Here is a 6,623-nt window from a genome sequence, read left to right as displayed (position 1 = left end):
TGAACTTGCAATAGGGTCATAATATTCGCCTAGAAGTGCCAGGGTGCGATTGTTTTCATCTCATTCTACATCTGACAAGATTGATTTGCGATCCCTCCGACATAATATTATTCTTCTAAATCATTCATCATCTGCCGCAATTCCTCTTTCTTTTGATTGGCAAATTGAATGCTACCAAAACCTCCTAACAATCCGGTGGAAGTCGTCAAAGTTGCTGCTGAGACTTTATCAAAATACAGCAGCCCCACACCTGCGAGAGCGATTGAAGCTGAGATTCCGGTTATAACCAGTGCCAAATTGTAGCTTTGGCGAACTTGCCGCAGGGATTCCCGCAGCATTTCTTTTTTGATTTCGCTATAATCTTCTTCAGGGTGAGAATTTGAGAATAATTGAAAATTCATTTTGATTATTTCTCCGTTTTTTTTTTACAACTCTACTTTTGATTTCTTCTATTATTACTGATAGATTTCACAGTGTCAATACAAATAAATGTATACGAATAAATGTATACAAATAAATGTATTCTAAGTTTAAGCTCTGAATTAGCCTGATAATCCGCCAGGGAATTTATTCCCTGTCTAATAGCTTAAGTCCATTAAAACTGAGATCTTGCACCAATGTCATTAAGCCTGAAAAAGCTTGATTTTTGGTGACTACATCAACGTAATATCAAGGGTTGTAGCACTTTATTGAGAATGGTGCAAGATCTCAGTTAAAATGGACTAAAAATCTCATCCAGTCGTCTTTAGACGACTTTAGCTATTAGGTGGCTAGCCTAGCCGCCGTCCAGCGCCCAAATTCATATCCATATTCTCCAGGCTCTTTTTCGATTGTCTCTAGCAATATTTTTTCATATTCTACGGTCACCTTACGGAAATTACCTTGGCTTCTTTCATCGGCAAAACTATTGAGGTTGTCTGGATCTCCATGAACTGCCCAATAAGCAACTGTTGTGTAAGCAATATCAAGGAATTCACTTATTTGTCTATAACTTTTTCCGTCATTTATTAAAAGAAGAATTAAAAAAAAATCTCTCGCATAAGGATTCTCCGACCCTTTTAGTAGCTTAATTAATCTTTATTTTTGCTCTTTAGATAGATGATTTTTTGCTGGTATATATTCTACAGCCGTACTTTTTACTTATTCTTTCATTATACAATATAGCGTTTTCATTTGAGATGTAAACAAGGTAAAAAGAGAAAATGATATAATAGAAACGGATGTTTAGAGAAAGGAACCTATGTTAGAGCAAGAGAAAGAAAAAGAAATTAAAGAGTTAGATGAGTGGATGAAGGGTATTTTGGATGGGAGAGAATTGAAAAGAGGAATCGCAGTAAAACTGGTGAAACAAGGCTGGGCATATAGAGCGATTGCTGAGATATTAAATGTATCAAATAGTTTTATTAGCAAGTGAAAAAGTCGCTTTAAAGCCGGGGGATTATCGGGATTAAAATTATCTTATAAAGGGGAAATAAGTTACTTGACATCAGCGGAAATGTCAGAGGTAATAAGTTGGTTAAAAGAACAAGAGTACTGGGATTTATCCGAGCTAAAGTGTTATTTAGCCGAGAGATCTGATGTGGTTTTTCAATCACCAACAAGCTACTATAAAATCCTGAAATCAGCGCGAATAAGTTGGCAAAAAGCACAAAAAAAGCACCCGCGTCAAGAGCCAGAATTGGTCAAAAAAAGGGTGAAAGAAATTAACGAAATATTAGAAGAGTTAATGCCAGCGATAAAAGCTGAAAAGCTTGTGGTATATGCAGTAGACGAAGTTCACTTATTAGAATGAGACTTGATAAGCCATCTGTGGGGAGATAGTAAAGAAAGACTTAATATTCCGATGATGAATGAAAAAAATAGACAAATTTATTACGGTGCATTAGATTTATGGAAAAAAGAATTAATCCTGGAGAAGTATGAGAAAGGTGATGGGGATTGTACGAGAGATTTCCTCAAGAAAATAATCAAGAGAAATTCCGGAAATAGAATAATTATCTTTTGGGATGGAGCGGGTTACCATAAAGGAGAAAAGATGAGAGAATTCCTCAGAGAAATCAATGGAAATTTACCGGAAAAGAACTGGGTGATTACTTGTCATTTATTTGCTCCTTATGCTCCTGAAGAAAATCCAATTGAAGCAGTTTGGTTGGCCTTGAAAAATTTATTAAGAAGGTGTTATCGCTTTTGCAAAAACCTCAAGATTATGAAGCAAATATTTGAGCTGTTAGTTGAATTTAAGCTATTTAATTTTCCTAATCTTGAAAACTATGACGCATTTTTATGTCTCAAATGAAAACGCTATATAGCTGCGTAGCAACTTATCACTTGTAAATACTTGCTCTACTAATCGCTTCGTCAGACAAAAGTGGTGCTTCAATCTTATCATGGCTCTTAACCCAGCGCAAAAATCTCTCTGCTTTTTCTTGAGGCGATAGAGTAACAGGAGTTAAGGGTGCAGGATAACCAAGCAACCTTTCGACGAGGATTTTTAGCAATTCCTCGGCTGATTTACCTTGTGCTGCTGCTTGGGCTATCAAGCGCGATTCAACTTCAGGATCTAGTTGTAGTACAATTGCCATAATGCAATCCTAATTCCATATTTATTCCATTATTCAGTAACCGCTATTTATGATATCATCACTCCAGGAAATCGAAGCATTTCTACCAATTTCTTTCACTCTGGCTACCTCTGGACAACCTACTGCTGAAGAGTTTACAGCCATTGCATCAGCAGGGTACAGTCTCGTTATCAATCTGGCAACTCCCACTTCTAGTAACTGGAATCCCGATGAAAATATCCTTGTGGAAAGTTTGGGGATGGAATATATCAGTATTCCTATCGATTGGGAATATCCAACCTTGAGCGACTTTGAAGACTTTGCGGATAGACTAGATGAAAATAGCTATCGCAAGGTTTGGGTTCATTGTGCCAAAAATATGCGCGTCTCGGCAATGATTTACCTTTACCATCGAATTCGGAAAAATTATATCGAAGAAGTTGCCCGTCGCTATCTCGAACAAATCTGGCAACCTAATGAAATCTGGCAAAATTTTATTGAAGCAACCCTGATGCTCTATACCGATTAAAGATTCAAGTGACACAAGCGTAGGGTGCGTTACTGGATAACGCACCCTACAAACTATGTTTTAAATTTAGCACCCCTTCAACCAAGGACTCACATCAACGGCTAGTTTTTGCCCTAAGTGAAGCAATTCTTTTAGTTCCCCCATATCCCAAGTAATTGTAGTCGGTAAATGGAACCCATTTCCTGCATCCTGAGCTTCAAAACTTTTCTGCTCTTTCATTACCGATTGCCATTGGGGTAAAATCTGACTATAGAGATAGTTGAAGTAGAATTCCTGGCACTTATCGAGACATAATCCCAACTGCAATTGATCTCCTAAATTGATCAATCGCTCTAGCCGTTGGATATCGCTACTCAAGGTATCTGGATTTCCTGATTCTAGCAGTGAGGATAGCGATCGCCAAATTAATTTTTCCAGAATTGGCTTGGCTTTAGCAATATTCAATTGACAGTGGAGCTGATGAGCTTCTGTTGCAATCGCTTCTAATTCTGCCATATTGCTCAAGAAAATCTGGACATCGCTGGAGTCAGACTTCAATGCCTTAATATAATTGAGGCAACGAGTGGATAGAGCAATTTCAGCAGCAACTTGCAATTCTTGGGGGACAGGCAATTCATCGCGGTGAAATGCCATCAAAACACCATAATTATCTCGGTAAACTTGAGTATAAAGCTGATCCACTCTAGATAGAGTTTCCTGACTCAAGAGCTTCATAATTCGATGTCTTTCTTCGGCAAATAAGTTTTGCAAGCTAAATGTTTCATCGCCAAATATTTGAGTCATTGCGATAATTGCATGGGCGGCACTGGCTTGATTGAGGGCATCAAAGAGTTTTTCTTTGAGTTTGGTATAGGCGTTACGCCCTGTAAAAGGTTGAATGCAGCAATGGAAATCCCAACCACCTAGATGGAGTACGGCAAAAACCAGATGAGTGCTTTCCCAAGTAATTTCAGATACTAGTCGTAATTGCCCTACTGCTAATGTTAAGGCTCCCATCCGTTGGAGTTGGTAGTCAAGCTGATAGGCATTGTAACAGTAGACTCGCTCTTGTTGGGGATAGCTAGTAAAGAGGGAACTAATAGCGTAGTGAGCAGCAACTTGTTTAAAGCTAATTTGTGCTGATACTACTAGTTGTCGATAAACTTCAGCCCCTGTTTTAAAAGAGTCTACATTACTCGGTGCTAATTCGAGGCGATCGCGAAATTCCTGCTCGAGCTGTACTCCTCCCACTTCTGCGGCTAATTCTAAAGCTCGTGCTGCATAGCGGAGAATTTGTACGCCTTCGGGACGAGAAATTTCTTCAAAAAACCAGCCACAACTAGTATACATTAGTAGGGAATGGCGCTCCATTTCTAACAAACGGAGGGCATCAATTTGTTGACTGGGGGCAAGGCTTCTGATACAGTGACGGTTAAGAAATGTTTCTACATTTTCTGGGGAGCGATTGAGAATTACTTGAATATATTCATCTCGTGCTAGCCAGGGATCGCGGAAAAATTGAGAACCGATATCATCGTAAACTGTAATTAGGCGATCGCGCAACCAATCGAGGGAATCTCGCAAAGGTCTTCGCCATTTCTGATGCCACCCACCGCCTCCACCACAGCCACAATCATCTTGCCATCGATCCACTCCATGGGCGCAACTCCAAGCGGTTACAGGCTTAATAATGACTTCCCAGTTGGGGGGACTAATACTAAGGTAGTGAGCAAAATTTGTTACTGTCCATTTCCGGTTGGGAAATTCTTGGGTAAAGGCATAAGCGAGACATTTTTCTGTGCCACCTTTGTGATGTCCAAAGGTTTCTCCATCAGTGGCGACGCTAATTAGTTGGGAGGTACGACGATCCCCGCGCACCGCTAATCCTAAGCGACTGACAAAATGGGCGGAATGGTTGAGGACATCATTGAAGCCCATATCGCGAGAAATGGGACCATCGTAGAAAATTATATCGATATATCGGTCATTACTTAGGAAGCAGCGATAGGGACGAGTGGGATCGATTTGCGCTCCCCCTACTTCATGCCATTGGGGATCGTTTTCCTCTTGACTGGGGATTGGGCGGCAACGTTCGGCTTGAGAAGGTGCGAGAATGATAAATTTAATCCCTTCTGCCACTAATGCTTCCAGAGTGGCATAGTCTACGGCTGTTTCTGCCAGCCACATCCCTTCTGTATCTCTTCCAAAGCGAGAGCGGAAGTCTTCTTTCCCCCACCGGATTTGGGTATGTTTGTCCCGTTCGTTAGCCAGAGGGAGGATAATGTGGTTGTAGACTTGGGCAATCGCATTGCCATGTCCGTTGAGGCGATCGCAACTTTTCCGATCTGCGTCTATAATCTGCTGATAGGTTTCGCCATCGTATTTTTCTAGCCACGACATCAGGGTAGGACCGATGTTGAAGCTTAGATACTCAAAGTTATTGACGATCCCCACTACCTCACCCTGATTATTCAAGATCCGGGCATTGGCATTAGGGCGATAGCATTCGTGGTGAATCCGTTGATTCCAGTCGTGAGAGGGAGCCGCAGAGGGTTGGCGCTCAATCGTATCCAGATATGGGTTTTCACGGGGAGGTTGGTAGAAATGTCCGTGAATTGTCACATAGACTCCCGTCGCCTTTTGGAGGGGATCGTTTTCTAATCCAGTCTCGTCCTTAAATTCTGCAATAGTAGTTATTGCATCAGCTTCAATAGCTGTAAGTTGAGCAGCAGAAGTCATGGGATCACCTAAATTATAAGAAAATTCTTGGGCGCTGCTTTGCAGGAGCGCTAATGCTATCGCCTTGTGCGCCGAGTGCCACCGCTTTCCTATCGATAAACCTGAGACAGTCGGAAAGTGCGATCGGAGGGCAAAGGACGATCGGTTGAGGCTTTGAGCTATTTCAGAGCGGAATATCAACCAAGTTAACGATAACCCATTATAAGACAATAGCCTGAAAACCCCGTAACTAAAGTTCAGGTAAACGCGCTTTCCGTTTAAGCTTTCTAACTTGAGCAAATTTTCAGAATCAAAGCGATCCTCATTACTTCTTAACCCGAATGTTTTTAAGAGTACATCCTGGGCTGTTTATTGATTAAGTCTCAAAAAGCTTAAGGCGCTACTCTTGCTGTCAGTCTGGATTACGGGAGCTTATTTTCTGTTTTTTTTACGCGCACGGATTTCCATTATCCTAATTTAACAAAAAAAATGCAACCTGTCAAGGGGTTGCGGCAAGAAAATTGCGCCTCTTCTAGTAGTTTCGGGGATATCTGAGTTCAATGCTATTTCCAGATTGGATCTCAAAGAGGGGTGGCGATCGCGAAACTTCAAAGTTACCTCTTTTGGCGTTAACCAGCTTGAGATCTAACTGGGCTGTTTATTGATTAAGTCTAAAAAAGCTTAAGGCGCTACTTTGCCTGTCAGTCTGGATTACGGGAGCTTATTTTCTGTTTTTTTTACGCGCACGGATTTCCATTCTCTTAATTTAACAAAAAAAAATCAACCTGTCAAGGGGTTGCGGCAAGAAAATTGCGCCTCTTCTAGTAGTTTCAGCT

4 protein-coding genes and 2 pseudogenes are annotated in these 6,623 nt (G+C 40.9%); 2 read left to right on the top strand and 4 right to left on the bottom strand.

Going from position 1 to position 6,623, the window contains the following annotated elements; genetic code table 11:
* Nucleotides 1-107 precede the first annotated feature (107 nt).
* Both NJ959_RS23955 and NJ959_RS30830 read right to left on the bottom strand, forming a co-directional pair.
* Entirely contained in the window at nt 108-401 is a 294-nt protein-coding gene (locus NJ959_RS23955) for a TRADD-N-associated membrane domain-containing protein (RefSeq protein WP_254014263.1), read from the bottom strand.
* A gap of 364 nt (nt 402-765) precedes the next feature.
* Nucleotides 766-1,071: pseudogene (locus NJ959_RS30830) on the bottom strand (helix-turn-helix domain-containing protein); the annotation flags it as partial.
* Nucleotides 1,072-1,240: 169 nt separating this feature from the next.
* On the opposite strand from NJ959_RS30830, the pseudogene NJ959_RS30825 reads away from it, so the two are divergent.
* Nucleotides 1,241-2,296 (top strand): annotated as a pseudogene (locus tag NJ959_RS30825) (IS630 family transposase).
* 28 nt (nt 2,297-2,324) lie between these two features.
* On the opposite strand, the gene NJ959_RS23935 reads toward NJ959_RS30825, so the two are convergent.
* Entirely contained in the window at nt 2,325-2,582 is a 258-nt protein-coding gene (locus tag NJ959_RS23935; RefSeq protein ID WP_254014259.1) for a hypothetical protein, read from the bottom strand.
* A 49-nt stretch (nt 2,583-2,631) separates the two neighbouring features.
* Here NJ959_RS23935 and NJ959_RS23930 point away from each other — a divergent pair, with 49 nt between their 5' ends.
* Nucleotides 2,632-3,090, top strand: coding sequence for a protein tyrosine phosphatase family protein (locus NJ959_RS23930; protein ID WP_254014258.1), 459 nt, complete (start codon nt 2,632-2,634; stop codon nt 3,088-3,090).
* A gap of 66 nt (nt 3,091-3,156) precedes the next feature.
* Here NJ959_RS23930 and NJ959_RS23925 read toward each other — a convergent pair whose 3' ends face one another.
* A complete protein-coding gene (locus tag NJ959_RS23925) occupies nt 3,157-5,808 on the bottom strand; it encodes a DUF3536 domain-containing protein (RefSeq protein ID WP_254014257.1) in 2,652 nt (883 codons plus the stop codon).
* Between the last annotated feature and the right edge of the window lie 815 nt (nt 5,809-6,623).

This window comes from Limnofasciculus baicalensis BBK-W-15, assembly GCF_024178385.1.
GTDB lineage: Bacteria > Cyanobacteriota > Cyanobacteriia > Cyanobacteriales > Coleofasciculaceae > Limnofasciculus > Limnofasciculus baicalensis.
The sequence above is the reverse complement of the archived record's forward strand: the minus strand, read 5'-3'. Positions and strand labels throughout refer to the sequence as shown.